The following is a 1,593-nucleotide window of genomic DNA, read 5'->3' as shown; positions in this document are numbered from 1 at the left end:
TTATGTAATGTTCAGTATTCATTGAGCCGAACAAAATCTTAAATTGAAGAGTTTGATCATGGCTCAGATTGAACGCTGGCGGCAGGCCTAACACATGCAAGTCGAGCGGAAACGAGTTATCTGAACCTTCGGGGAACGATAACGGCGTCGAGCGGCGGACGGGTGAGTAATGCCTAGGAAATTGCCCTGATGTGGGGGATAACCATTGGAAACGATGGCTAATACCGCATGATGCCTACGGGCCAAAGAGGGGGACCTTCGGGCCTCTCGCGTCAGGATATGCCTAGGTGGGATTAGCTAGTTGGTGAGGTAAGGGCTCACCAAGGCGACGATCCCTAGCTGGTCTGAGAGGATGATCAGCCACACTGGAACTGAGACACGGTCCAGACTCCTACGGGAGGCAGCAGTGGGGAATATTGCACAATGGGCGCAAGCCTGATGCAGCCATGCCGCGTGTGTGAAGAAGGCCTTCGGGTTGTAAAGCACTTTCAGTCGTGAGGAAGGTAGTGTAGTTAATAGCTGCATTATTTGACGTTAGCGACAGAAGAAGCACCGGCTAACTCCGTGCCAGCAGCCGCGGTAATACGGAGGGTGCGAGCGTTAATCGGAATTACTGGGCGTAAAGCGCATGCAGGTGGTTTGTTAAGTCAGATGTGAAAGCCCGGGGCTCAACCTCGGAATAGCATTTGAAACTGGCAGACTAGAGTACTGTAGAGGGGGGTAGAATTTCAGGTGTAGCGGTGAAATGCGTAGAGATCTGAAGGAATACCGGTGGCGAAGGCGGCCCCCTGGACAGATACTGACACTCAGATGCGAAAGCGTGGGGAGCAAACAGGATTAGATACCCTGGTAGTCCACGCCGTAAACGATGTCTACTTGGAGGTTGTGGCCTTGAGCCGTGGCTTTCGGAGCTAACGCGTTAAGTAGACCGCCTGGGGAGTACGGTCGCAAGATTAAAACTCAAATGAATTGACGGGGGCCCGCACAAGCGGTGGAGCATGTGGTTTAATTCGATGCAACGCGAAGAACCTTACCTACTCTTGACATCCAGAGAACTTTCCAGAGATGGATTGGTGCCTTCGGGAACTCTGAGACAGGTGCTGCATGGCTGTCGTCAGCTCGTGTTGTGAAATGTTGGGTTAAGTCCCGCAACGAGCGCAACCCTTATCCTTGTTTGCCAGCGAGTAATGTCGGGAACTCCAGGGAGACTGCCGGTGATAAACCGGAGGAAGGTGGGGACGACGTCAAGTCATCATGGCCCTTACGAGTAGGGCTACACACGTGCTACAATGGCGCATACAGAGGGCGGCCAACTTGCGAAAGTGAGCGAATCCCAAAAAGTGCGTCGTAGTCCGGATTGGAGTCTGCAACTCGACTCCATGAAGTCGGAATCGCTAGTAATCGTGGATCAGAATGCCACGGTGAATACGTTCCCGGGCCTTGTACACACCGCCCGTCACACCATGGGAGTGGGCTGCAAAAGAAGTAGGTAGTTTAACCTTCGGGGGGACGCTTACCACTTTGTGGTTCATGACTGGGGTGAAGTCGTAACAAGGTAGCGCTAGGGGAACCTGGCGCTGGATCACCTCCTTA

1 rRNA gene is annotated in these 1,593 nt (G+C 53.1%); it reads left to right on the top strand.

Features of this window, described 5'->3' with window-relative positions:
• Positions 1 to 40: 40 nt before the first annotated feature.
• Positions 41 to 1,593 (top strand): 16S ribosomal RNA (locus tag R7127_RS26070).

The sequence above is a fragment of the Vibrio sp. 1159 genome, assembly GCF_033340395.1.
GTDB lineage: Bacteria > Pseudomonadota > Gammaproteobacteria > Enterobacterales > Vibrionaceae > Vibrio > Vibrio alginolyticus.
The sequence above is the reverse complement of the archived record's forward strand: the minus strand, read 5'-3'. Positions and strand labels throughout refer to the sequence as shown.